The 25,840-nt window shown below is 41.2% G+C and carries 17 protein-coding genes, 6 rRNA genes and 1 pseudogene; 20 read left to right on the top strand and 4 right to left on the bottom strand.

The features are described 5' to 3' along the window. The first annotated feature begins 41 nt into the window (after positions 1–41). The 7 genes from rplQ (at position 42) to rpsI (ending at position 5,127) form a co-directional block, all read left to right on the top strand. Positions 42–422 carry a 50S ribosomal protein L17 gene (gene rplQ, locus ACZLO7_RS00120; protein WP_038179125.1) on the top strand — a complete coding sequence of 127 codons (381 nt, stop codon included), beginning with the start codon at positions 42–44 and terminating at the stop codon, positions 420–422. A 421-nt stretch (positions 423–843) separates the two neighbouring features. Next, positions 844–1,689 (top strand): energy-coupling factor ABC transporter ATP-binding protein, encoded by an 846-nt coding sequence (locus ACZLO7_RS00115; RefSeq protein ID WP_464939374.1) that lies wholly within the window; start codon positions 844–846, stop codon positions 1,687–1,689. After that, complete coding sequence (locus ACZLO7_RS00110; RefSeq protein WP_464939373.1) at positions 1,665–2,537, top strand: energy-coupling factor ABC transporter ATP-binding protein; 873 nt, start codon at positions 1,665–1,667, stop codon at positions 2,535–2,537. Before ACZLO7_RS00115 ends, ACZLO7_RS00110 begins: the two co-directional genes overlap by 25 nt. Then, positions 2,534–3,331 carry an energy-coupling factor transporter transmembrane component T family protein gene (locus ACZLO7_RS00105; RefSeq protein ID WP_464939372.1) on the top strand — a complete coding sequence of 266 codons (798 nt, stop codon included), beginning with the start codon at positions 2,534–2,536 and terminating at the stop codon, positions 3,329–3,331. The genes ACZLO7_RS00110 and ACZLO7_RS00105 overlap by 4 nt, the downstream gene beginning before the upstream one ends. A 22-nt stretch (positions 3,332–3,353) precedes the next feature. Next, complete coding sequence (gene truA / locus ACZLO7_RS00100) at positions 3,354–4,103, top strand: tRNA pseudouridine(38-40) synthase TruA (protein WP_464939371.1); 750 nt, start codon at positions 3,354–3,356, stop codon at positions 4,101–4,103. Between the two features lie 172 nt (positions 4,104–4,275). Continuing rightward, a complete protein-coding gene (rplM, locus tag ACZLO7_RS00095; protein ID WP_038179134.1) occupies positions 4,276–4,713 on the top strand; it encodes a 50S ribosomal protein L13 in 438 nt (145 codons plus the stop codon). Between the two features lie 21 nt (positions 4,714–4,734). Then, a complete protein-coding gene (gene rpsI / locus ACZLO7_RS00090) occupies positions 4,735–5,127 on the top strand; it encodes a 30S ribosomal protein S9 (RefSeq protein WP_038179136.1) in 393 nt (130 codons plus the stop codon). Between the two features lie 525 nt (positions 5,128–5,652). On the opposite strand, the gene ACZLO7_RS00085 is transcribed toward rpsI, so the two are convergent. Continuing rightward, the gene (locus ACZLO7_RS00085; protein ID WP_464939439.1) at positions 5,653–6,201 is read right to left on the bottom strand and encodes a DUF4097 family beta strand repeat-containing protein; all 549 of its coding nucleotides are present in this window, start codon (positions 6,199–6,201) and stop codon (positions 5,653–5,655) included. 256 nt (positions 6,202–6,457) lie between these two features. Between ACZLO7_RS00085 and ACZLO7_RS00080 the strand changes: the two genes are divergently transcribed. The 5 genes from ACZLO7_RS00080 to salA all read left to right on the top strand — a co-directional run bounded on the left by ACZLO7_RS00080 (position 6,458) and on the right by salA (position 10,237). After that, a complete protein-coding gene (locus ACZLO7_RS00080) occupies positions 6,458–6,607 on the top strand; it encodes a hypothetical protein (RefSeq protein ID WP_464939370.1) in 150 nt (49 codons plus the stop codon). Between the two features lie 15 nt (positions 6,608–6,622). Beyond that, complete coding sequence (locus tag ACZLO7_RS00075) at positions 6,623–7,363, top strand: MerR family transcriptional regulator (protein WP_464939369.1); 741 nt, start codon at positions 6,623–6,625, stop codon at positions 7,361–7,363. Between the two features lie 34 nt (positions 7,364–7,397). Next, a complete protein-coding gene (locus tag ACZLO7_RS00070) occupies positions 7,398–8,054 on the top strand; it encodes a GAP family protein (protein WP_464939368.1) in 657 nt (218 codons plus the stop codon). A 328-nt stretch (positions 8,055–8,382) separates the two neighbouring features. After that, positions 8,383–9,096: an N-acetylmuramoyl-L-alanine amidase gene (locus ACZLO7_RS00065; RefSeq protein WP_427752614.1), complete on the top strand. Its 714-nt coding sequence runs from the start codon at positions 8,383–8,385 to the stop codon at positions 9,094–9,096. A 79-nt stretch (positions 9,097–9,175) separates the two neighbouring features. Beyond that, a complete protein-coding gene (salA, locus tag ACZLO7_RS00060) occupies positions 9,176–10,237 on the top strand; it encodes an iron-sulfur carrier protein/transcriptional regulator SalA (RefSeq protein ID WP_464939367.1) in 1,062 nt (353 codons plus the stop codon). A 58-nt stretch (positions 10,238–10,295) separates the two neighbouring features. Here the strand turns inward: salA and gerD are convergent, their stop codons facing one another. After that, positions 10,296–10,901 carry a spore germination lipoprotein GerD gene (gerD, locus tag ACZLO7_RS00055; RefSeq protein WP_464939366.1) on the bottom strand — a complete coding sequence of 202 codons (606 nt, stop codon included), beginning with the start codon at positions 10,899–10,901 and terminating at the stop codon, positions 10,296–10,298. A gap of 150 nt (positions 10,902–11,051) precedes the next feature. On the opposite strand from gerD, the gene ACZLO7_RS00050 reads away from it, so the two are divergent. Further along, a complete protein-coding gene (locus ACZLO7_RS00050) occupies positions 11,052–11,732 on the top strand; it encodes a KinB-signaling pathway activation protein (protein WP_464939365.1) in 681 nt (226 codons plus the stop codon). 145 nt (positions 11,733–11,877) lie between these two features. On the opposite strand, the gene ACZLO7_RS00045 is transcribed toward ACZLO7_RS00050, so the two are convergent. Then, positions 11,878–12,531 (bottom strand): hypothetical protein, encoded by a 654-nt coding sequence (locus ACZLO7_RS00045; RefSeq protein ID WP_464939364.1) that lies wholly within the window; start codon positions 12,529–12,531, stop codon positions 11,878–11,880. Between the two features lie 261 nt (positions 12,532–12,792). Here ACZLO7_RS00045 and ACZLO7_RS00040 point away from each other — a divergent pair. From ACZLO7_RS00040 to ACZLO7_RS00025, 4 genes are all read left to right on the top strand, one after another. Continuing rightward, positions 12,793–14,345, top strand: a 16S ribosomal RNA gene (locus ACZLO7_RS00040). A gap of 184 nt (positions 14,346–14,529) precedes the next feature. Then, positions 14,530–17,459, top strand: a 23S ribosomal RNA gene (locus ACZLO7_RS00035). Between the two features lie 187 nt (positions 17,460–17,646). After that, a 5S ribosomal RNA gene (rrf, locus tag ACZLO7_RS00030) occupies positions 17,647–17,762 on the top strand. The 16S, 23S and 5S rRNA genes sit together here, the layout of an rRNA operon. A gap of 187 nt (positions 17,763–17,949) precedes the next feature. After that, positions 17,950–18,564 (top strand): Type 1 glutamine amidotransferase-like domain-containing protein, encoded by a 615-nt coding sequence (locus ACZLO7_RS00025; protein ID WP_464941438.1) that lies wholly within the window; start codon positions 17,950–17,952, stop codon positions 18,562–18,564. Here ACZLO7_RS00025 and ACZLO7_RS00020 read toward each other — a convergent pair. Continuing rightward, positions 18,529–19,530, bottom strand: a pseudogene (locus tag ACZLO7_RS00020) (IS1595 family transposase). The gene ACZLO7_RS00025 and the pseudogene ACZLO7_RS00020 overlap by 36 nt on opposite strands. Before the next feature lie 1,425 nt (positions 19,531–20,955). On the opposite strand from ACZLO7_RS00020, the gene ACZLO7_RS00015 reads away from it, so the two are divergent. The 3 genes from ACZLO7_RS00015 (at position 20,956) to rrf (ACZLO7_RS00005) (ending at position 25,838) form a co-directional block, all read left to right on the top strand. Further along, positions 20,956–22,508 (top strand): 16S ribosomal RNA (locus ACZLO7_RS00015). Positions 22,509–22,692: 184 nt separating this feature from the next. After that, a 23S ribosomal RNA gene (locus ACZLO7_RS00010) occupies positions 22,693–25,622 on the top strand. Positions 25,623–25,721: 99 nt separating this feature from the next. Beyond that, a 5S ribosomal RNA gene (rrf, locus tag ACZLO7_RS00005) occupies positions 25,722–25,838 on the top strand. Positions 25,839–25,840 lie beyond the last annotated feature (2 nt).

Raw genomic sequence — 25,840 nt, 5'->3', positions numbered from 1 at the left:
TAAAAGACTGATCAGTTATTGAACAAAGGAGGGAAACATCCATGGGTTACAGAAAACTTGGACGTACAAGTTCTCAACGTAAAGCGATGTTACGCGATTTAGCGACTGACTTAATCATCAATGAGCGCATTGAAACAACAGAAACTCGTGCTAAAGAATTACGTTCGGTTGTTGAGAAAATGATTACTTTAGGCAAACGCGGAGACTTGCATGCTCGTCGTCAAGCAGCTACATTTATTCGTCGTGAATTAGCTACTACAACTGACGCTGAAGGCAATGAATCAACAGTTTACGCTTTGCAAAAATTGTTCGATGATGTAGCACCACGCTACGCTGAACGCCAAGGCGGTTATACACGCATTATGAAAATGGGACCTCGCCGCGGTGACGGTGCGCCTGTAGTTGTGATTGAACTAGTTTAATCATACGATGCGGAGGAGGGTGTTTGGTTCATAGCTATTTGAACTGCACCCTCTTTTTTTAAAAATTAGAATTAAGATTTATACGACAAATTTAAAAGCAGAGTGTTATGATGAGCGGACATAAGTGCCGTCTCGTTTAGCTCTACGCACCTCATTCACTCTTAAAGTCTGAGCAACTTTAAGAACGGAGATACGAAACAAAGCGCATTTCTCTGAATGGGGTGCGCGCTTTTTTATTTAATTTGGAAGAGCACTTGCTCCTGTCCACTAAATATTAGCAATGAAGAGAATCGACTTTCGCCATATTGAGCAAAAGTCGTATTTTTCTAATATAGAATCTTTTCAGGTAGTATTAATACATTAAACAGTGTAAGTTAGAAAGAACAGCAGAGCGAAGTTGAGCGAGAGGAGTTTTGAGCAAATGGATGAAATCTTATCACTGGATCACATAACATTTACATATTCCCCGGATGACCCGGATATTAAGAACGCGGTTGAAGACGTGTCATTTACTGTCCAAGAAGGAGAATGGATAGCAATCGTTGGCCATAACGGATCTGGCAAATCAACTATCGCGCGCCTTATGAATGGCTTATTGTTTCCACAAGAAGGAACGATTAAGGTTATGAATGAGTCATTAACAGAAGAAAATCTATGGGATATAAGGTCTCAAATGGGTATGGTGTTTCAAAACCCTGATAATCAGTTTGTAGGAGCGACAGTACAGGATGATGTTGCATTCGCACTTGAGAATAATGGAATACCATATAAAGATATGGTAGAACGTGTACAGGAAGCACTGAAACAAGTAAAGATGGATCAATTTTTAAATCATGAGCCACAGCACTTATCAGGAGGGCAAAAGCAACGTGTAGCTATTGCAGGTGCTCTAGCACTAAAACCGAGATTACTGATTTTGGATGAAGCGACATCAATGTTAGATCCTCAAGGGCGTGCCGAAGTACTTGCTACTGTACAAGCATTACGTGAGGAGACAGGATTAACTGTCCTATCAATTACGCATGATCTAGAAGAAGCTATTTTAGCTGACCGTATGTTATTTATGAATGGTGGCAAGAAATTTGCTGAAGGAACACCATCTGAAATTTTCGCTTTAGGCGACCAATTAGTAGAGCTTGGATTAGATCTACCATTTGCTATGAAGCTAACAAAGCTTTTGAATGAAAATGGTGTGAAGCTTCTAAGCGAGCACATGACAGAAGAAGAGCTGGTGAATGACTTATGGAAATCCAACTTCAAAAAGTAAGTTATGCTTATGCACAAGGGACGCCTTTTGAAAATAGAGCGTTATTTGATGTTGAATTGGCTATTCCTTCAGGTAGCTATCAAGCAATTATAGGTCATACAGGTTCAGGGAAGTCTACAATTTTACAGCATTTAAATGCACTTTTAAAACCTACAGAAGGTACTATACAAATTGGGGACAGAACTATTACAGCTGGTAAAAAGGTGAAGGATTTAAAACCGGTTCGTCAAAAAGTAGGGATTGTATTTCAATTTCCCGAACATCAGTTATTTGAAGAAACGGTTTTAAAAGATATTATTTTTGGTCCTATGAATTTTGGTGTCTCTGAAGATGAAGCTATAAAACGTGCGCAGCAACTAATCGAGCTCGTGGGTTTACCACATACGGTACTTGATAAGTCACCCTTTGATTTATCGGGTGGTCAAATGCGACGTGTTGCTATTGCAGGAGTGCTCGCTATGGAACCAGAGGTAATTGTCCTTGATGAGCCAACAGCTGGACTTGATCCGCGAGGTCGTAAAGAAATTATGGATTTATTCCTACAATTACACAAGGAAAAGAATTTAACAACAATTCTTGTGACACATAGTATGGAAGATGCGGCACGGTATGCAGATCGAATTGCGATTATGCATGAAGGCAAATGCGTATTAACAGGGAGTCCGGAAGAAATCTTCGGTAATGCTGAGCAATTGGCAAAGTATCGATTAGAGCCTCCGCGTATTGTACGCTTTCAGAGAGCGTTTGAAGAGAAGATGGGCTGCAAGTTACCAACGCTTTGTCTAACGGAAGAAGAGCTTGCTTCTGCGATTGCGGTAGCTGTTAGAGAGGAGCGTGCGGGTCAATGATGGAGAAAATGATTTTTGGCCGCTTTATGCCAGGGGAATCTTTCGTGCATAAATTAGATCCCCGCTCGAAACTTTTATTTGTATTTGCATTTATCATTATCGTGTTTTTAGCTAACAACCCTGTGACATATGCAGCGCTGCTTGTGTTTACATTACTTGTTACTTTTGTTTCGCGGATTAAATTATACTTTTTAATAAATGGCTTGAAGCCGGTTATTATCTTAATGGCATTTACATTCTTACTTCATATTTTCTTTACTAAAGAAGGAAATTTACTTTATCATTGGAAGTTTATCAGTATATATGAAGAAGGTTTGAAACAGGGTATTTTCATTTCTATTAGATTTTTAGTATTAGTATTTATGACATCAATTTTGACATTAACAACTTCACCTATTTCGATTACAGATGGTTTAGAAGTGCTTTTAAATCCATTCAAAAAATTAAAATTGCCTGTGCATGAGTTAGCACTAATGATGTCAATATCACTTCGTTTCATTCCAACACTAATGGATGAAACTGATAAGATTATGAAGGCTCAAATGGCACGTGGGTCAGATCTTAGTACAGGACCAATCAAAGAACGCGTAAAAGCTGTTGTACCACTGCTAGTACCGCTCTTCGTCAGCGCATTTAAACGTGCTGAGGATTTGGCGACGGCAATGGAAGTACGTGGTTATCGTGGCGGAGAAGGCCGCACACGCTATCGCCAATTGAAGTGGGATAGTAAGGATACATTAGCGATCCTGTTACTTGTAGCCATGACAGCATTATTAATAACCCTTCGTAGTTAATGAATGAGGAGATTGCATAACGATGAAAAGAAGAATGAAAGCTACAATCACATATGATGGAACGAATTTCTCTGGTTACCAAGTGCAACCGGAGAAACGTACTGTGCAAGAAGAGCTTCAGAAAGTGCTTACCGTCATGCATAAAAATGAGATTGTCCAGGTGACAGCAAGTGGAAGAACAGATGCTAAAGTGCATGCAACTGGCCAAGTCATCCATTTTGACACTACACTGTCCATTCCTCTTGATCGTTATGCACAAGCATTAAACGTTCAATTACCGAGAGACATCCGAATTGTTCAAATAGAAGAGGTGTCTGGTGACTTTCACGCAAGGTTTAGCGTACATGGTAAGCGGTATCGCTATATCTGGTCTTGTGAAGCCATACAGAGCCCTTTTAGACGTTTTTATGCGACACCTACCAATGGTGTAAAGCCAAATGTTATGGCAATGCAAGAAGCAGCACAGTATATTCTGGGGACACATGATTTTTCATGCTTTTGTGCAGCCAATACAAGTGTGAAAGATAAAGTGCGTACTGTTGCAAAGTTGGACTTTGAATGGCATGGTGAGGAATTGCATATGACAATCCAAGGAAATGGCTTTTTGTATAATATGGTGCGAATTATTGCAGGTACTTTATGGGAAGTCGGAATTGGTAAACGCCAAGCTGATGAGCTCGCCTTAATTATTGCTTCAATGAATCGAGGGAATGCCGGTAAAACGGCGCCACCACACGGATTGTACTTAGAATCTGTGTTCTATAGCGACTGAAGCAACATCTCCAGGTGTTTTTGGTTAAGCCCTTGACAAAAGTTGTTATTCGTTATATTATGACATATGGTATTTTCATTACCCCACTCGATAAGCCCCGAATCTTATAGTGTTGTGGATAAAGAAAACAATTGGAACAGAAAATAGAAACAATTAGTAGGAGGATACTAACATGCGTACAACATTCATGGCTAAAGGTCACGAAGTAGAGCGTAAATGGTTAGTAGTTGATGCAGAAGGCAAAACTCTTGGTCGTTTAGCTTCTGAAGTAGCTGCTATCTTACGCGGTAAACATAAAGCAATTTTCACACCAAACGTTGACACTGGGGATCACGTAATCCTTATCAACGCTGGTAAAATCGAATTAACAGGTAAAAAATTACAAGATAAAATTTATTACCGTCACACTCAATTTGCAGGTGGTTTAAAAACTCGTACTGCAGGTGAGATGAAAGAAAAATATCCAAAACAAATGCTAGAATTAGCTATCAAAGGGATGCTTCCTAAAAACTCTTTAGGTCGTCAAATGTTCACTAAACTTCACGTATACGCTGGAGCAGAACACCCACACGCAGCACAAAAACCAGAAGCATATGAGCTTCGCGGATAATTATTAGAGGAGGAAATACCCTTGGCACAAGTTCAATATATCGGCACAGGTCGTCGTAAAAGTTCTGTAGCTCGCGTACGTTTAGTACCAGGCGAAGGAAATATCGTTATTAACAATCGCGACGTTGAAAACTACGTCCCATTCGCTGCTTTACGCGAAATTATTAAACAACCATTAGTAGCAACTGAAACAGTTGGAAGCTACGACATTCACGTTAACGTGAATGGTGGTGGATATACAGGTCAAGCTGGCGCAATCCGCCACGGTATTGCACGTGCATTACTAACAGTTGATCCTGATTTCCGTCCAGCACTTAAATCAGCAGGTCTACTTACTCGTGACCCACGTATGAAAGAACGTAAGAAGCCAGGTCTTCGCGGCGCTCGTCGTGCACCTCAATTCTCAAAACGTTAATTCGTCCGTACTTCAAAGCACTTTCCAATATTTTTGGAAGGTGCTTTTTTATGTTCATTTTGTACTTTTGACCACCTGAGTTTTTATTATCTCCATTTTGCATATAATCTATCAATAAATTTGGAGTTTGACCCGTTTCTTCTTTAGTAATATGAGTTTAAATATTCATGGTTGTCTCTAATCTTGCATGGCCCAACCTCATTTGGACCTTTCGTCGTGCACCTCAATTCTCAAAGCGTTAATCAATTCCTTTTTGCATCAACGTTTACAAAGGTTTTTTGGTTTCAGTTGGTTCAAATCAGCTTGAACTTCATAAAGAGCTTAACAGGAAAAAAGCATCAGCATCTTGCTGGTGCTTTTTTGGGGCGTTAATTCCAGATAATAATTTTGTGTGGTTTGAATATTTATATGACCTAGCCGTTTGGAAACATAAGCAATATCTATATCTTGAGCAAATAAAAATGGTGGGTGTGTATCTCTCAGACCATGAAATGGCATAGCATATTTAAATTTGTCTATCCTTTATTAATTCAAATCTATATTTCCTGACTTTGTTACAATTTGCATCTTATGATCACCATTACCTGAAAAACCCTGTATCCTCTTTTTTGTCTTTGAATTATCATGAAGAGTTAAGTCAATTGATTGTCTACCACTGTTTGTATTGATATCTAATTCTAAATTAGGCCGTTCTTCATCAAAATCCACTGATACTTTACCACTTGTGGTTGTTACCTTTACATCATTATTCAATTCTATAAAATGAAGTTTAACATTACCGCTGCTTGAGCGTATTTCAATGTTATTTTGAATTAATTCCTTTCCAGTAACATTACCAGAAGATCCATCAAGAATTATTTTCCGTTTGAATTGCTTAGGTACTTTTACTTCTAAAGTCGGTTTTTTACTAAGGTTAAACAATCGTGTAATATCAGTACCTAACTCAATCGATAACTGTTTCGAAGATTTCTCTAATATTACACCCGGCCCGTCATCGTGAACCGTTAAATTTGCTTCTATTTCATTTGTTTCGCTTGGAGAAAACACAACATCTGTACTTGCGAAGTTTATGATAATCTCCTCAATATCTTCTATGGATTCTTTATTTACGACGACTTCCTCTTCGCGTAATTAGTAATAAAAGTAAACTAATGGTTGTTTGTTTAAACATTTTCCTCACTCCTTAAACGTGATTATATTAGATGACGTAAAGTCAGTTTCAAATTTTATGCAACAAGATGTTTAAATTACTTGAAAGTGACCTTGCGTCATCTTCTATACTGTTATTAGAGCTTTTACTTTAACTCTAATTTAAAAGGAGAATCCTATTATGAAGAAAGACGATGTTATTATTTATGCTTGCGTTATTATTGGAGCAGGAGTCGGTTTATTTTTTGATAATGCTTTTCCAGGGGTACTAATTGGATTAGGAATTGGTTACGTATTAAAAACTATGTTTTTTAATAATACAAATGAATAAGAAAGTAGGGTTAGCTTGTTTCATATTAACGAATTTAAAAAACTGAGCGGTGTATCAGTTAGAACCTTTAGATATTATGACAAAATTGGACTTCTGAAACCTGTATCAAAAACTGAAGGAGGTCATCGATTATACTCAAACGCTGAATTGAAGAAACTTCAGCAAATACAATTCTTAAAAACTATAGGATTTCAATTGAATGAGATTAAAATTATGTTAGAGTCCGAAGAATGGGATTGGTCCAATAGTCTAATGAAACAATTATCTTATGTTATAAGTGAAAAGGACCGTCTTTCAAAGATAGAAATTAGTTTAAGGGAACTAATAAACGGTATAGCGATTGATGGAGAAGAATTTAGGATTAAAAAAATCATGGATTTATATAATAATAAGGATTCTAAAGAAGTGTTAAATAATAATCGAGATAAATTAAATCTTAAAAACACGGAATTACTAGGGAAACTTCCAAAGATGGGGAGTAGCGATCCAGACTCTTTAGAGTGGATTGCTTTAGTAGGGCAATTAAAAAAATATATGTACCTTGGTTATAGTAATACAAGAATACAAAATATCATTAAGAGAATGGATGTAAAAAAAGGTGAAGACTATAATGGCGAAGATGCTTTTTTAGATAAACTTTGGGACATTAGAATGTCACCTGAGGAATCCAAAAAATATAATTTATATCCAATTGATCAGGAAATCCTTAACTTTATGGAAAAGGCATATATATATTATCTCGATAATAAATCATAGTTATTTGAACTTAATTGTTCATGTGGAGGGAAAGATGGGAACAGGTATATTAGTTTATTTAGGTGGCTTAGCTCTTTTAGATGCATTAAGCCCTACAATTATTGGTGTTACTTTATTTCTCGTTTTAACAGACAAAAAAAATTTAACATCAAGATTATTAACATATCTTTTTACGGTTGTGCTACTATATTTTTCATTAGGTATTATCATGATGTTAGGCCTAAATTTTATTATGGAAGCATTCTCGAACATTTTTCAAAATAAAATATTTAGCTGGGTAATCTTTATAATAGGTGGAATATTATTTACTGCTAGCTTTTTTATCCCTGCAAATAAAAAAAGTAATATTCCAAAGCCTAAAACTCAAAGCATATTCTCAATTATTATTATTGGTGTTACGACTTTTATCATTGAGGCAGGCATGGCTTTCCCGTATTTTGCCGCTGTTGGCTTATTAACGACAATAGATATACCTTTTTATCAGTGGCTTCCAATTATAGCAGCATACAATATTATTATGGTTCTACCAGCTTTGTTTATATTTTTAGGATATAAATTGTTTGGAAAGTTGATAAACCCTACCTTAGTTAATCTTCGGAATAAAATATCAAGCAGTTCAAGTTCTGCCGTATCCTGGATTATGTGTATAGTTGGGGTAATATTAATTTTTTACTCAATAGATTATCTATAATAAGTCTTTGTGAATGTAACGGATACAAAAAGTAACAAGACGATTAAAAGCAGTAATAAACGTGAATACAATTTTAAATTTTATTTGGGATTTGATTACTATAATAATGGGTTACATACTTCAAGAAGGATACTTAAAATTTATAAGTATATTTCTCAAAACGTTAATCATTCGTGTATGCGAATTCAAACCGTCCCATTTTTATGGTGCGGTTTTTTTAAAAAAGAAATTATAAGGTATTAGTATAAATGATTTTATATAAGCTAATCATTACGACATATCGTCCAAGCATATAGCATATATTAATGCAAAAGGGCGGTGTCGTTATTTGAAGCGGTGGCTTATTTTAGGGACAATTTTACTTTGTTGTATACTATTTGTTGTATATGGAGTAAAAGCATCGGATCGAGGGTTTTTCATTTCAGAAACACTTGGCGGAGTGAAAATAGTAGTAGATGCTGGACATGGTGGGATCGATGGGGGTGCATCTACAGCGGATATTATTGAAAAAGATATCACACTTGCCATTTCACAAAAGGTAGAGCAGAAGCTGAAGAAAAAAGGTGCGACGGTATTTATGACGCGTACTAAAAATGATGATGTTATTGCTGAACATGCCTCTGATCAAACCTATAACACATTAAGAGAGCGTAAAAAAGAAGATATTTTCTTAAGAGAGCGACTTGTAGCCGAACAAAAACCAGATCTCTTTATAAGTATTCATGCAAATGCAATTCCTGAAACGAAATGGAGAGGTGCTCAGGTATTCTATCATCAAAATGGACATCCTGGTGGTGAGTTTTTGGCAAAAGAAATTCAATCATCTATACGAGAGAATTTGAAGAATACAAAACGAGAAGCATTGTCTATTAAGCAAGTGTATTTATTGAAAAAAGCAACGATGCCTTCTGCACTAATAGAGACAGGCTTTATAAGCAATCCAGAAGAAAGAAAATTACTTACATCACCGAAATACCAAGATCAAATGGCAGATGCAATTGTTCAAGGGATTGAACAATATTTTGAGATCAATATTGAATAAGGCAACTCTTAAACCTAATCTATACCCTTTGTGATATACTAAAATTCGAAAAAAGATATTTACTAGAGGAGTGTCTATTGTGATTAATGAACAACAAGTCCGTGAATTAGTCGGAGAGCTAAAAGATCCTTTTTTACATAAAACATTAGCAGAAACAAACGGTATTACGAATATATCAATAAAAGAAGAAAAAAATCATGTAAGTGTGAAAGTAGCAATTGCTAAAACTGGTACACCAGAACAAATGCAATTACAAATGCAAGTTGTAGATGCTTTGAAAAATGCTGGAGTAGAAACAGTAGGCATTCGATTTGAAGAACTTCCACAAGAAACTTTAGAGCAATTCCGTGGTACAGCTACAAGAGCGGAGGCACAAGATGTATTATCGCCACTTAATAATGTGAAATTCATTTCAATAGCTTCAGGTAAAGGTGGCGTAGGTAAATCAACAGTATCTGTTAACCTTGCTGTAGCTCTTGCGCGTCTTGGCAAAAAGGTCGGCCTAATTGATGCTGATATCTATGGCTTTAGTGTACCTGATATGATGGGTGTACAAACAATGCCAGTGGTAGAAGAAAATCGTATTATTCCTGTTGATCGCTTAGGTGTAAAAATGATTTCTATGGGCTTCTTTGTTGAAGATAACGCACCAGTGGTATGGCGCGGACCAATGCTTGGAAAAGTGTTAGACCAATTCTTCCGCGACGTAGAATGGGGCGAGCTTGACTATTTACTATTGGACTTACCTCCAGGTACAGGGGATATTGCACTTGATATTCACCAAATGCTACCTGAATCAAATGAAATCGTTGTGACAACGCCGCACCCGACTGCTGCATTCGTAGCAGCTCGAGCAGGCGCAATGGCAATTAAAACAGATCATAACATCCTTGGTGTTATTGAAAATATGTCTTGGTTCCAATCAAAAGTATCTGGCGAACGAGAATTTGTTTTCGGCGAAGGCGGCGGTCCTAAATTAGCTGAAGAACTTCGAACAGAATTACTTGGTCAAATTCCTTTAGGTCAACCTGATTGGAATGACGTAGATTTCGCACCATCTGTTTATGCAAAAAATCACTCTACAGGTCAAATTTATCTTGATATCGCACGCAACGTAATTGGAAAGTTAGAAGAGAAGTAATCATAAAAAGAAGCGGGTACCTTTTATAAGGTACTCGCTTCTTTTTCTATGTTGGTTATTATTGTCCTTCTTTCTTTTTCCCTCCGCCGGACTCGTCGCTACTCTTGCCACCCTTGGAGTTCTCTTCACCACCAGCTGCTTCACCAGCAGATTGAATGAGTTTTAGCCACTTTTCTTGTAGAAGCGGACTTTCAATCGTTTCCGCAATAATTTTTTCTAGATTTTCTTTCGAATTTGCTGATTTTAAAATCTTCTCAAGTTGTTTTTGCATATCAGGCTGACCAAAAAATTGTTCAAGGTCTTTTTGGAATGAAGCATCTTTAATTAAGTCCTTCATAACGCCCTCTTGTTCCTTTTTTATGCTTTTTGCAAATGTTTCGCGGAATTTTGGATCTTCAAACTGCTTTTTCCAATAAGCTTCAGCTTTTTTGGATAGTAAGGTTTCTTCGATTGCCTTTTTTACCTCTGCGTTCTCTAATATAAGTAAATCCCGGAAACTGTTATCTTCAAGAAGCTGTCGTATTGCCTTTTTACCATCTTCAGATTGCAGTGCATCGAGCATAATTTTTTTTACTTCATCATAGGACTGCGTATTTTGTTGGTTAGCAGAACAACCAGCCAAGAAAACAATGAAGCAAAATGAAAAGATGATCCTTTTGGCCATTTTAATTCCTCACTTTCTCCGTATTGCTTTCAATTATTGTTCACAATTAACGAAGTAATATGTATTGAATTGAAGGAGAAATAGATTTTTTACGCATTCGTTGTTAGAATGAAACAAGAAATTGTTTTTATAAACGGAGGACTTTTAGTCGTGACGATACGAAATTGGTTTAAATTTTTCTTAAATGCAATGTTAATCGGTGGTTCCATAACGGGAGTTTTTAGTTTATTCATTAGATGGAATGACTTTTATGCTGTACATTTTTCGAATGGAGAATGGGCAGAGTTCTTTTTAGGGCTTGTTTGGTTTGTTATTTTGGGTTTTACAATGAGTGTTATTGCACAAACGGGATTCTTTGCATATTTAACTGTGCACCAAATTGGAGTGAATATTTTCCGTTCCTTAACATTATGGAATTGGGTACAAATGCTGATTATCGTTGTCACGTTAATTGATTTAGTATTGGTTCGCTTCAAACCATATGCCCATACTTCGCAAGATTGGTTATTGTATATTGTTCTATTGCTTGTCTTACTTACGGGCTCCATAGCGACTGCTATACAAAAGACAAAATTAACGAAGAAACATGTTCTTATTCCTTCCTTATTTTTTATGATAGTAGTAACTACACTGGAATGGTTAATCGCGTTATGGGTGCGTACTGATGGTGGAGATGAATATGTAACGTTACTACTATTCCCTCTGTTAGCGGTTAACGCTTTTCAATTGCTAAGTTTGCCGAAATATAATGCGAAATCTGATGAAGATCGATTGAAATTAGAAGAACGCCGAAAAGCACGTCGATTAGCTGAAGCATCAAAAGTAAAGTAACAAGTAAAGTGATGTCCTATAAGGACATCACTTTTTTTATGGACTAAATGTTATTAATCGAAACGTTATGAAATGCAATGTATTTTTATTAATGAATAACGGAAATTAAGTAATAATTATCCCCGTTTTAGAAATGAAAACTCTCCTAAGGGAACTTTTTATCTTTCACATCGTAGCCGAAAATTGTCTTTTCCAAGGTAGAGAAATCATATTTAGCTCGTAATGCATCGATTTTTTTAAAACTTATACGTTGTTCTTGATGCATAGGAGCAGTAATAATATCTCCTTTGACAAGTGTGGGGAGTTTATCCTTTGACCATACTTTAGAAGATCCAAGCATATTAATTTGTTCTTGCCATAAATGTTGACGCATATCACTAGGGAATAGTTGGTCTTTTGTTCTAAACCATAAAGGCTTTACACCAAAATGTTTCTCATAAATAGTGATTTCTTCTCCTAAGGCCTGTAGATTACTTTCATAATATGCACTTTCTTTTCCTAATAATCCGGTAGGTATCTTTTTCTCTTTAAGTAATTGTACAATCGCAGGGGAACGATTTATCCAATCCTTATCTAATAGTAATAGAGGATATGGGGGAGACAAAGTTTTTATCCATTGCTCCAGCTCTTGATCTCCAAAAGAAACATCAATTGTTAACGTTTGACCATAAGTTCCTTTTGCAATAATATCTGGCCCATCAGTTACATTAAAAACTTCTAAAAGTTTCTCTTTCGTAGGTATAAATAATAAAAAAACAACCAAAATAAAACTACTAAGAATGATAGTTTTCCGCATCATATCAACGCTCCCACTCATTTTTTATTAACACTAAAAAAATCCCCTATTACTTTTTTATGATAATGTGTTGACAATAATGCAAAAAGGATGATAAGATATGGAAGTCGTCAAAACAAAACGATAAAATGAACCTTGAAAACTGAACATGCAAGACGTTAATCAATAAATGTTTTTGGACATCAACTCTGTTGGTGGATCAAAACGAAATAGATATCATCTTCGGATGATACGCTAGCAAAGCTAATGAGCTTTCAAACTACTTTTATGGAGAGTTTGATCCTGGCTCAGGACGAACGCTGGCGGCGTGCCTAATACATGCAAGTCGAGCGAATGATGAAGAAGCTTGCTTCTTCTGATTTAGCGGCGGACGGGTGAGTAACACGTGGGCAACCTACCTAGTAGATTGGGATAACTCCGGGAAACCGGGGCTAATACCGAATAATCCATTTTGTCACATGGCAAAATGCTGAAAGGCGGTTTCGGCTGTCACTACTAGATGGGCCCGCGGTGCATTAGCTAGTTGGTGGGGTAACGGCCTACCAAGGCAACGATGCATAGCCGACCTGAGAGGGTGATCGGCCACATTGGGACTGAGACACGGCCCAAACTCCTACGGGAGGCAGCAGTAGGGAATCTTCCACAATGGACGAAAGTCTGATGGAGCAACGCCGCGTGAGTGATGAAGGTTTTCGGATCGTAAAACTCTGTTGTAAGGGAAGAACAAGTACGTTAGTAACTGAACGTACCTTGACGGTACCTTATTAGAAAGCCACGGCTAACTACGTGCCAGCAGCCGCGGTAATACGTAGGTGGCAAGCGTTGTCCGGATTTATTGGGCGTAAAGCGCGCGCAGGTGGTTTCTTAAGTCTGATGTGAAAGCCCACGGCTCAACCGTGGAGGGTCATTGGAAACTGGGAGACTTGAGTGCAGAAGAGGAAAGTGGAATTCCAAGTGTAGCGGTGAAATGCGTAGAGATTTGGAGGAACACCAGTGGCGAAGGCGACTTTCTGGTCTGTAACTGACACTGAGGCGCGAAAGCGTGGGGAGCAAACAGGATTAGATACCCTGGTAGTCCACGCCGTAAACGATGAGTGCTAAGTGTTAGGGGGTTTCCGCCCCTTAGTGCTGCAGCTAACGCATTAAGCACTCCGCCTGGGGAGTACGGCCGCAAGGTTGAAACTCAAAGGAATTGACGGGGGCCCGCACAAGCGGTGGAGCATGTGGTTTAATTCGAAGCAACGCGAAGAACCTTACCAGGTCTTGACATCCCAATGACCGCTCTAGAGATAGAGTTTTCCCTTCGGGGACATTGGTGACAGGTGGTGCATGGTTGTCGTCAGCTCGTGTCGTGAGATGTTGGGTTAAGTCCCGCAACGAGCGCAACCCTTGATCTTAGTTGCCATCATTTAGTTGGGCACTCTAAGGTGACTGCCGGTGACAAACCGGAGGAAGGTGGGGATGACGTCAAATCATCATGCCCCTTATGACCTGGGCTACACACGTGCTACAATGGACGATACAAAGAGTCGCTAACTCGCGAGGGTATGCTAATCTCATAAAATCGTTCTCAGTTCGGATTGTAGGCTGCAACTCGCCTACATGAAGCCGGAATCGCTAGTAATCGTGGATCAGCATGCCACGGTGAATACGTTCCCGGGCCTTGTACACACCGCCCGTCACACCACGAGAGTTTGTAACACCCGAAGTCGGTGAGGTAACCTTTATGGAGCCAGCCGCCGAAGGTGGGATAGATGATTGGGGTGAAGTCGTAACAAGGTAGCCGTATCGGAAGGTGCGGCTGGATCACCTCCTTTCTAAGGATAATTACGGAAACAGATCTTGGATCTGTCGATTAACGTCTTGCGTTCAGTTTTGAAGGCTCATTGTAAAATGATCTTCAAAACCTTGTTCTTTGAAAACTGGATAAAACGACATTGAAGCAAATTAAGTAACACATTTTTTATTATTAAGTTTTTTAGGCTTAATAACTAACTTTTAGGTTAAGTTATTAAGGGCGCATGGCGGATGCCTTGGCACTAGGAGCCGAAGAAGGACGGCACTAACACCGATATGCTTCGGGGAGCTGTAAGTGAGCTTTGATCCGGAGATTTCCGAATGGGGGAACCCACTGTTCGTAATGGAGCAGTATCTTGACGTGAATACATAGCGTCTTGATGGCAGACCCAGGGAACTGAAACATCTAAGTACCTGGAGGAAGAGAAAGAAAAATCGATTCCCTGAGTAGCGGCGAGCGAAACGGGAATAGCCCAAACCAAGAGGCTTGCCTCTTGGGGTTGTAGGACACTCTATATGGAGTTACAAAGGAATGAGTTAAACGAAGCGGTCTGGAAAGGCCCGCCAGAGCAGGTAACAGCCCTGTAGTTGAAAGTTCATTCTCTCTTGAGTGTATCCTGAGTACGGCGGAACACGTGAAATTCCGTCGGAATCTGGGAGGACCATCTCCCAAGGCTAAATACTACCTAGTGACCGATAGTGAACCAGTACCGTGAGGGAAAGGTGAAAAGCACCCCGGAAGGGGAGTGAAATAGATCCTGAAACCATGTGCCTACAAGTAGTTAGAGCCCGTTAATGGGTGATAGCGTGCCTTTTGTAGAATGAACCGGCGAGTTACGATTACATGCGAGGTTAAGTTTTAGAAGACGGAGCCGTAGCGAAAGCGAGTCTGAATAGGGCGAATGAGTATGTGGTTGTAGACCCGAAACCAGGTGATCTACCCATGTCCAGGGTGAAGGTAAGGTAACACTTACTGGAGGCCCGAACCCACGTACGTTGAAAAGTGCGGGGATGAGGTGTGGGTAGCGGAGAAATTCCAATCGAACCTGGAGATAGCTGGTTCTCTCCGAAATAGCTTTAGGGCTAGCCTCGTGATAGAGAATCCTGGAGGTAGAGCACTGTTTGAACTAGGGGTCCATCCCGGATTACCGAATTCAGACAAACTCCGAATGCCAGTGATTTATGCACGGGAGTCAGACTGCGAGTGATAAGATCCGTAGTCAAAAGGGAAACAGCCCAGACCACCAGCTAAGGTCCCAAAGTAATTGTTAAGTGGAAAAGGATGTGACGTTGCTTAGACAACCAGGATGTTGGCTCAGAAGCAGCCATCATTTAAAGAGTGCGTAATAGCTCACTGGTCGAGTGACGCTGCGCCGAAAATGTATCGGGGCTAAACAATTCACCGAAGCTGTGGATGGACATCTTAGATGTCCGTGGTAGGAGAGCGTTCTAAGTGCTGTGAAGTCAGACCGGAAGGACTGGTGGAGCGCTTAGAAGTGAGAATGCCGGTATGAGTAGCGAAAGACGGGTGAGAATCCCGTCCACCGAATGACTAAGGTTTCCTGAGGAAGGCTCGTCCGCTCAGGGTTAGTCGGGACCTAAGCCGAGGCCGATAGGCGTAGGCGATGGACAACAGGTTGATATTCCTGTACCACCTATTTACCATTTGAGCAATGGGGGGACGCAGTAGGATAGGGTAAGCATGCTGTTGGTTATGCATGTTCAAGCAGTGAGGCGTGAAATGAGGCAAATCCCATTTCTATAACGTTGAGCTGTGATGACGAGGACGTATGTCCGGAGTTCCTGATTTCACACTGCCAAGAAAAGCCTCTAGCGAGGTAAAAGGTGCCCGTACCGCAAACCGACACAGGTAGTCGAGGAGAGAATCCTAAGGTGTGCGAGAGAACTCTCGTTAAGGAACTCGGCAAAATGACCCCGTAACTTCGGGAGAAGGGGTGCTCTAGTAGGGTGAAAGCCCGAGAGAGCCGCAGTGAATAGGCCCAGGCGACTGTTTAGCAAAAACACAGGTCTCTGCAAAACCGTAAGGTGACGTATAGGGGCTGACGCCTGCCCGGTGCTGGAAGGTTAAGAGGAGTGCTTAGCGCAAGCGAAGGTGCGAATTGAAGCCCCAGTAAACGGCGGCCGTAACTATAACGGTCCTAAGGTAGCGAAATTCCTTGTCGGGTAAGTTCCGACCCGCACGAAAGGCGTAACGATCTGGGCACTGTCTCAACGAGAGACTCGGTGAAATTATAGTACCTGTGAAGATGCAGGTTACCCGCGACAGGACGGAAAGACCCCGTGGAGCTTTACTGTAGCCTGATATTGAATTTTGATACAGCTTGTACAGGATAGGTAGGAGCCAGAGATTCCGGAGCGCCAGCTTCGGAGGAGGCGTTGGTGGGATACTACCCTAGCTGTATTGAACTTCTAACCCATGCCCCTTAGCGGGGTAGGAGACAGTGTCAGGCGGGCAGTTTGACTGGGGCGGTCGCCTCCTAAAGAGTAACGGAGGCGCCCAAAGGTTCCCTCAGAATGGTTGGAAATCATTCGTAGAGTGTAAAGGCATAAGGGAGCTTGACTGCGAGACCTACAAGTCGAGCAGGGTCGAAAGACGGGCTTAGTGATCCGGTGGTTCCGCATGGAAGGGCCATCGCTCAACGGATAAAAGCTACCCCGGGGATAACAGGCTTATCTCCCCCAAGAGTCCACATCGACGGGGAGGTTTGGCACCTCGATGTCGGCTCATCGCATCCTGGGGCTGTAGTCGGTCCCAAGGGTTGGGCTGTTCGCCCATTAAAGCGGTACGCGAGCTGGGTTCAGAACGTCGTGAGACAGTTCGGTCCCTATCCGTCGTGGGCGTAGGAAATTTGAGAGGAGCTGTCCTTAGTACGAGAGGACCGGGATGGACACACCGCTGGTGTACCAGTTGTTCTGCCAAGGGCATCGCTGGGTAGCTATGTGTGGACGGGATAAGTGCTGAAAGCATCTAAGCATGAAGCCCCCCTCAAGATGAGATTTCCCATTACGCAAGTAAGTAAGATCCCTCAAAGACGATGAGGTAGATAGGTTCGAGGTGGAAGTGTGGCGACATACGGAGCTGACGAATACTAATAGATCGAGGACTTAACCAAATTTTACTTAACGAACTTCAATGTAATTTATCCAGTTTTGAGAGAACAAGTTCTCCAAATGAGAGTTTCAAGACACGAGCAGTACGAGGAAATGAACGAATGAAAACCGGAATGTACTTTTGTACATGAGGATTTGAATGAGTGAAATTGACGAAGTAATGCGATGTGTATTGAAAGTCGAATATAGTCTAGTGATGATGGCAAAGAGGTCACACCCGTTCCCATGCCGAACACGGAAGTTAAGCTCTTTAGCGCCGATGGTAGTTGGGGGTTTCCCCCTGTGAGAGTAGGACGTTGCTAGGCAAACTAAAGCACAGCTGATTTAATCAGTTGTGCTTTTTTATTGTTGAATTTTATTCTCATATTTGTATATTAATCATAGGTTGTTTTCTCAAAGATTGTTGTTTTTGAATCAAAAGTTCTAACCTCTTTAATTTTTTGCTAAAATAAGGATAACAAAAACAAAATAGAGAATAGAAGGAGGCTGATTATGTTGAAATTATTATTAACTTCTAATGGTTTTTATACTGACGCTATTAAAAACCACTTTTTAATACTCATTGATGGTGAAGTTAACAATATGAAGGTCGCTATTATCACAACTGCTTCACCACACAGGGAGAATAATAGATATGCACAAAAAGCAAAAGAAGATTTTAGAGAAATGGGGTTCCAAAACATTGATTTCATTGACTTGGAATTTGATAACCCAGAAAGTCTTACACAGAAAGATGTCATATACATAAACGGTGGAAATCCATTTAACTTGCTATTTCATACTAAACAAAGTGGTGCAGATAAAATCCTAAGACAGTTAGTTTCAAAAAATGTAGTTATTGTAGGCGTTAGTGCTGGTGCTATTCTACTTGGTCCCAACATCAAAGTCGTTCATTCCTTTACTCCGCAAATGGATACACTAAATACTAAAGATTTTTCAGCATTAGGATTAACGGACCAACTTGTTTTTCCTCACTACGACAGAGAAGATTTGTTCAAGGATAGTACAAGCAAGACAATTGAAGATAGACTCAAAGAATTTGAAGCCCTTGAAAATTGCGAAATTACAAGACTAAAAGATGATGAATATATCACAGTAGAAAAGTAATTTATTGACCTCTATTTCGAGGTCTATTTTATGTCTTCGCAACATCTCAACCGTTGTATAGTTCGACTTTTGACACGCTGAAATAAGTATTTGCTCTACTCTTTTATCAAATGATAAATTCTTGCCTAATTCAAGCCACCGGAACCAATAGAGGTATTTGTCCAAATAATGAGTTCCCACACCTTGGAAACGCTCCAGCCATCCCTTTAAGCGATTGTGGAAGTTATTAACGTGTTGTATGTGGAATATCCCTTTCTTACTTGTTGATTTTGATTAAGATTAATTGTTTCGTGTTTAAGATCTTTTGCTGCTGCGAATTTTTTATAGTTGGTAGCTGTATCTGTACATAACAAAGAAGAACGGGCTATATGATCCCCGATAACCGCATCAATTCCATCTGCTTTTACACGATTTCTACCTGCTATCCTCGCAATAATATTGTTATTTCGATCTTGTGCTACAACTACAGCAATTTTTTGATTTGGAATTCCTCGTTTTTCATCCTTTTCTCCTCGTTTTTTTGGTTTACGATGTGTGAATCTACGACCTTTTAAAGATTCGCGAAAGAAAGTCTCATCACTTTCAATAATGCCAGATAATTGATTGAAGCCGTGACTTCCTAAAGCATTTAAAACCTTGTGTCTCCAATAAAATGTATTTAATCCATTTTTCTGGATAACTCGAACCTGAAAAAGGCGTATTTGTCATATCATTAAATGTTTTTCCACAATCCTCCTTATATAAATATCTTTGTCTAGAACGATATTTACCATTGCGTTTTACGGCAGTACTTCCGCATTGAAGACAACCTAAACCAGACGAAAAGTGAGACTCCTTGATCTTAGGAAGTAATTCCTCCATTATATTTTCTTCTTTTGGATATAGGTCTTGTTTCATCGCCTTAAATAAGGCTAGCTGATCTGCTTTTTTTAATTCTCCGACTGCTTCATAAAAGAAAATATTAATAATAAGTAAATAAAAAACACATTTAAAGTCTATTTTTGAGTTTATTATTTAACTAGATACCGGTTTAAGAAGATAAATTGATAATCTTATAACTTTCCAAGTAAATTATTGGTTCTTTATTTTGATGAGACACATTAATTATGCGACTTTTTTATTTTCCCATATATGTTTTTATTTCTTTTTAAACAGTAATTAAGTGCTTCTGATAATTTTGAGACAACCTTTTAGCTAAAGTACAGTACGGTCGATGATTAGGATGAAATTCAATTAATTTCTTTGTAATAATGTAGGTAAGGGCATATTGTTAAGTCTTATTTAGATAAAGCAGAAGATAGAATACCATACATCACTTTAGCTAGCTTCAATTGCTTCATTTTTGAATTCAGGAGCATTGTTGTTTCTTGCAGCTGAATATAAAAGCACCTCCAGGTTTACGAGATTTGCTATCGTCTTTTTGCGATCTAACTTTATTGTTCAAAATTTAATTGTTTAAGATTTGATAATAATTAGAGCCACTAATAGAACAGGGGTACGAAAGGACTTTAATTTCCTCTGATATAGTAAGGGATGACCCCTCAACATTCATTAGATTCAATGACCCATGATGAGAAGGGCGGGGAGGGTGTAAGATATAGGTGCTATTGTAATCGTCTTTAGGTATCTTAATAGCAATAGCATTGATACTTAACTATCTCCATTCTAAATTTAGGTAAATGCATACCGAAGTAAACAAAATTTTAATGATAGTAAAACTCTATTAAAGTATATTGGTTAGATGAGATAAGTTTTCTATTCTCTTTAAAAATCTTATACAAGGCTATTAATTCGATGCCAATCTCTATTGTTCTTTTCTCGTGATTACAGAACAATTGTTCATTTTATTTAAATATCAATAGAGTCTAACTAAAATTATTCGAAAGTATGGGGCATTTAAAAATCAATTAAGATAAATGTATTAATTCTTGCTCACAAAGGGATTAAGGTGAATTGCAAAAGGGGGAGTCTCATTTAATTCAGAATCTGCTCATTAATAGATACCTAAAACCTTTGTTCATCAGTGTAAGCGCCCGTTTTTTTAAACATTTTTATAAACGCAAAAACACCTATTACATTTTTTTCTCATAAAGTGTTGACAAGTATATCTAGTATGTTGTATTATATTAATTGTCGCTAAGACGTACTGAACAAAACTTAAAAACTTCATTTTAAACAAAACTTTTTCAAAAAAGTAGTTGACACTTGAAGATATAAATGTTAAGATTTAAAAGTCGTCAAAACAGCACGACAAAATGAACCTTGAAAACTGAACATGCAAGACGTTAATCAATAAATGTTTTTGGACATCAACTCTGTTGATGGATCAAAACGAAATAGATATCATCTTCTGATGATACGCTAGCAAAGCTAATGAGCTTTCAAACTACTTTTATGGAGAGTTTGATCCTGGCTCAGGACGAACGCTGGCGGCGTGCCTAATACATGCAAGTCGAGCGAATGATGAAGAAGCTTGCTTCTTCTGATTTAGCGGCGGACGGGTGAGTAACACGTGGGCAACCTACCTAGTAGATTGGGATAACTCCGGGAAACCGGGGCTAATACCGAATAATCCATTTTGTCACATGGCAAAATGCTGAAAGGCGGTTTCGGCTGTCACTACTAGATGGGCCCGCGGTGCATTAGCTAGTTGGTGGGGTAACGGCCTACCAAGGCAACGATGCATAGCCGACCTGAGAGGGTGATCGGCCACATTGGGACTGAGACACGGCCCAAACTCCTACGGGAGGCAGCAGTAGGGAATCTTCCACAATGGACGAAAGTCTGATGGAGCAACGCCGCGTGAGTGATGAAGGTTTTCGGATCGTAAAACTCTGTTGTAAGGGAAGAACAAGTACGTTAGTAACTGAACGTACCTTGACGGTACCTTATTAGAAAGCCACGGCTAACTACGTGCCAGCAGCCGCGGTAATACGTAGGTGGCAAGCGTTGTCCGGATTTATTGGGCGTAAAGCGCGCGCAGGTGGTTTCTTAAGTCTGATGTGAAAGCCCACGGCTCAACCGTGGAGGGTCATTGGAAACTGGGAGACTTGAGTGCAGAAGAGGAAAGTGGAATTCCAAGTGTAGCGGTGAAATGCGTAGAGATTTGGAGGAACACCAGTGGCGAAGGCGACTTTCTGGTCTGTAACTGACACTGAGGCGCGAAAGCGTGGGGAGCAAACAGGATTAGATACCCTGGTAGTCCACGCCGTAAACGATGAGTGCTAAGTGTTAGGGGGTTTCCGCCCCTTAGTGCTGCAGCTAACGCATTAAGCACTCCGCCTGGGGAGTACGGCCGCAAGGTTGAAACTCAAAGGAATTGACGGGGGCCCGCACAAGCGGTGGAGCATGTGGTTTAATTCGAAGCAACGCGAAGAACCTTACCAGGTCTTGACATCCCAATGACCGCTCTAGAGATAGAGTTTTCCCTTCGGGGACATTGGTGACAGGTGGTGCATGGTTGTCGTCAGCTCGTGTCGTGAGATGTTGGGTTAAGTCCCGCAACGAGCGCAACCCTTGATCTTAGTTGCCATCATTTAGTTGGGCACTCTAAGGTGACTGCCGGTGACAAACCGGAGGAAGGTGGGGATGACGTCAAATCATCATGCCCCTTATGACCTGGGCTACACACGTGCTACAATGGACGATACAAAGAGTCGCTAACTCGCGAGGGTATGCTAATCTCATAAAATCGTTCTCAGTTCGGATTGTAGGCTGCAACTCGCCTACATGAAGCCGGAATCGCTAGTAATCGTGGATCAGCATGCCACGGTGAATACGTTCCCGGGCCTTGTACACACCGCCCGTCACACCACGAGAGTTTGTAACACCCGAAGTCGGTGAGGTAACCTTTATGGAGCCAGCCGCCGAAGGTGGGATAGATGATTGGGGTGAAGTCGTAACAAGGTAGCCGTATCGGAAGGTGCGGCTGGATCACCTCCTTTCTAAGGATAATTACGGAAACAGATCTTGGATCTGTCGATTAACGTCTTGCGTTCAGTTTTGAAGGCTCATTGTAAAATGATCTTCAAAACCTTGTTCTTTGAAAACTGGATAAAACGACATTGAAGCAAATTAAGTAACACATTTTTTATTATTAAGTTTTTTAGGCTTAATAACTAACTTTTAGGTTAAGTTATTAAGGGCGCATGGCGGATGCCTTGGCACTAGGAGCCGAAGAAGGACGGCACTAACACCGATATGCTTCGGGGAGCTGTAAGTGAGCTTTGATCCGGAGATTTCCGAATGGGGGAACCCACTGTTCGTAATGGAGCAGTATCTTGACGTGAATACATAGCGTCTTGATGGCAGACCCAGGGAACTGAAACATCTAAGTACCTGGAGGAAGAGAAAGAAAAATCGATTCCCTGAGTAGCGGCGAGCGAAACGGGAATAGCCCAAACCAAGAGGCTTGCCTCTTGGGGTTGTAGGACACTCTATATGGAGTTACAAAGGAATGAGTTAAACGAAGCGGTCTGGAAAGGCCCGCCAGAGCAGGTAACAGCCCTGTAGTTGAAAGTTCATTCTCTCTTGAGTGTATCCTGAGTACGGCGGAACACGTGAAATTCCGTCGGAATCTGGGAGGACCATCTCCCAAGGCTAAATACTACCTAGTGACCGATAGTGAACCAGTACCGTGAGGGAAAGGTGAAAAGCACCCCGGAAGGGGAGTGAAATAGATCCTGAAACCATGTGCCTACAAGTAGTTAGAGCCCGTTAATGGGTGATAGCGTGCCTTTTGTAGAATGAACCGGCGAGTTACGATTACATGCGAGGTTAAGTTTTAGAAGACGGAGCCGTAGCGAAAGCGAGTCTGAATAGGGCGAATGAGTATGTGGTTGTAGACCCGAAACCAGGTGATCTACCCATGTCCAGGGTGAAGGTAAGGTAACACTTACTGGAGGCCCGAACCCACGTACGTTGAAAAGTGCGGGGATGAGGTGTGGGTAGCGGAGAAATTCCAATCGAACCTGGAGATAGCTGGTTCTCTCCGAAATAGCTTTAGGGCTAGCCTCGTGATAGAGAATCCTGGAGGTAGAGCACTGTTTGAACTAGGGGTCCATCCCGGATTACCGAATTCAGACAAACTCCGAATGCCAGTGATTTATGCACGGGAGTCAGACTGCGAGTGATAAGATCCGTAGTCAAAAGGGAAACAGCCCAGACCACCAGCTAAGGTCCCAAAGTAATTGTTAAGTGGAAAAGGATGTGACGTTGCTTAGACAACCAGGATGTTGGCTCAGAAGCAGCCATCATTTAAAGAGTGCGTAATAGCTCACTGGTCGAGTGACGCTGCGCCGAAAATGTATCGGGGCTAAACAATTCACCGAAGCTGTGGATGGACATCTTAGATGTCCGTGGTAGGAGAGCGTTCTAAGTGCTGTGAAGTCAGACCGGAAGGACTGGTGGAGCGCTTAGAAGTGAGAATGCCGGTATGAGTAGCGAAAGACGGGTGAGAATCCCGTCCACCGAATGACTAAGGTTTCCTGAGGAAGGCTCGTCCGCTCAGGGTTAGTCGGGACCTAAGCCGAGGCCGATAGGCGTAGGCGATGGACAACAGGTTGATATTCCTGTACCACCTATTTACCATTTGAGCAATGGGGGGACGCAGTAGGATAGGGTAAGCATGCTGTTGGTTATGCATGTTCAAGCAGTGAGGCGTGAAATGAGGCAAATCCCATTTCTATAACGTTGAGCTGTGATGACGAGGACGTATGTCCGGAGTTCCTGATTTCACACTGCCAAGAAAAGCCTCTAGCGAGGTAAAAGGTGCCCGTACCGCAAACCGACACAGGTAGTCGAGGAGAGAATCCTAAGGTGTGCGAGAGAACTCTCGTTAAGGAACTCGGCAAAATGACCCCGTAACTTCGGGAGAAGGGGTGCTCTAGTAGGGTGAAAGCCCGAGAGAGCCGCAGTGAATAGGCCCAGGCGACTGTTTAGCAAAAACACAGGTCTCTGCAAAACCGTAAGGTGACGTATAGGGGCTGACGCCTGCCCGGTGCTGGAAGGTTAAGAGGAGTGCTTAGCGCAAGCGAAGGTGCGAATTGAAGCCCCAGTAAACGGCGGCCGTAACTATAACGGTCCTAAGGTAGCGAAATTCCTTGTCGGGTAAGTTCCGACCCGCACGAAAGGCGTAACGATCTGGGCACTGTCTCAACGAGAGACTCGGTGAAATTATAGTACCTGTGAAGATGCAGGTTACCCGCGACAGGACGGAAAGACCCCGTGGAGCTTTACTGTAGCCTGATATTGAATTTTGATACAGCTTGTACAGGATAGGTAGGAGCCAGAGATTCCGGAGCGCCAGCTTCGGAGGAGGCGTTGGTGGGATACTACCCTAGCTGTATTGAACTTCTAACCCATGCCCCTTAGCGGGGTAGGAGACAGTGTCAGGCGGGCAGTTTGACTGGGGCGGTCGCCTCCTAAAGAGTAACGGAGGCGCCCAAAGGTTCCCTCAGAATGGTTGGAAATCATTCGTAGAGTGTAAAGGCATAAGGGAGCTTGACTGCGAGACCTACAAGTCGAGCAGGGTCGAAAGACGGGCTTAGTGATCCGGTGGTTCCGCATGGAAGGGCCATCGCTCAACGGATAAAAGCTACCCCGGGGATAACAGGCTTATCTCCCCCAAGAGTCCACATCGACGGGGAGGTTTGGCACCTCGATGTCGGCTCATCGCATCCTGGGGCTGTAGTCGGTCCCAAGGGTTGGGCTGTTCGCCCATTAAAGCGGTACGCGAGCTGGGTTCAGAACGTCGTGAGACAGTTCGGTCCCTATCCGTCGTGGGCGTAGGAAATTTGAGAGGAGCTGTCCTTAGTACGAGAGGACCGGGATGGACACACCGCTGGTGTACCAGTTGTTCTGCCAAGGGCATCGCTGGGTAGCTATGTGTGGACGGGATAAGTGCTGAAAGCATCTAAGCATGAAGCCCCCCTCAAGATGAGATTTCCCATTACGCAAGTAAGTAAGATCCCTCAAAGACGATGAGGTAGATAGGTTCGAGGTGGAAGTGTGGCGACATACGGAGCTGACGAATACTAATAGATCGAGGACTTAACCAAATTTTACTTAACAAACTTCAATGAAATTTATCCAGTTTTGAGAGAACAAGTTCTTCAAATGAGAGTTTCAATACAACATGTATTGGAAGTCGAATATAGTCTAGTGATGATGGCAAAGAGGTCACACCCGTTCCCATGCCGAACACGGAAGTTAAGCTCTTTAGCGCCGATGGTAGTTGGGGGTTTCCCCCTGTGAGAGTGGTTACGCGCCTTGGAGC

The organism is Viridibacillus sp. d25.2 (assembly GCF_055456015.2).
Note: the sequence above shows the minus strand (reverse complement) of the source record. Positions and strands in the feature narration are given on the sequence as shown.